Annotated in this window: 1 protein-coding gene; it reads left to right on the plus strand. The window is 76.4% G+C overall.

Going from position 1 to position 632, the window contains the following annotated elements; translation table 11 throughout:
• Positions 1 to 632, plus strand: a 632-nt coding sequence (locus N826_RS44640; protein WP_044438079.1) for an integrase, incomplete at both ends; no start/stop codon positions are given.

A 632-nucleotide genomic window follows, 5' to 3' on the forward strand; every position in this document is an offset into this window, starting at 1 on the left:
CTACGCCCGCGGCGCCCGCGCCGACAACACCCGGCGCGCCTACGCCGCCGACTGGCGCCACTACGAGGCGTGGTGCGCCCGGCGCGGCCTGGCACCGCTGCCGCCCGAGCCGCAGACGATCGGCCTCTACCTCGCCGACCTCGCCTCCGAGATTCCGGCCGGGGCGAAGCGGGGCCGGGCGGCCGCCACCGTCGACCGCCGCCTCGCCGGCCTGGGCTGGAACTTCCGCCAGCGCGGCTTCACGCTCGACCGCGCCGACCGCCACATCCGCGAGGTGCTGGCCGGCATCCGCCGCGCTCACGGCCGGCCGCCCGAGACCAAGGAGGCGTTGCTCGGTGCCGATGTCGCCGCCATGGCGGCACTGCTCGGCCACGACCTGCGGAGCTTGCGCGACCGCGCCCTCCTGCTGGTCGGGTTCGCCGGCGGCCTGCGCCGCAGCGAGATCGTCGGACTCGACCACGGTGCTGACGAGACGCCGGAAGCGTCGGGCTGGATCGAACCGCTCGACGCCGGCCTGCTGCTCCATGTCCGGGGTAAGACCGGCTGGCGCGAGGTCGAGGTCGGCCGCGGCTCGGCCGAGGCAACCTGCCCGGTGGCGGCGCTGGAAACCTGGCTGCGCCTGGGCCGGATCG

It is taken from the genome of Skermanella aerolata KACC 11604 (assembly GCF_000936425.1).
Lineage (GTDB): Bacteria > Pseudomonadota > Alphaproteobacteria > Azospirillales > Azospirillaceae > Skermanella > Skermanella aerolata.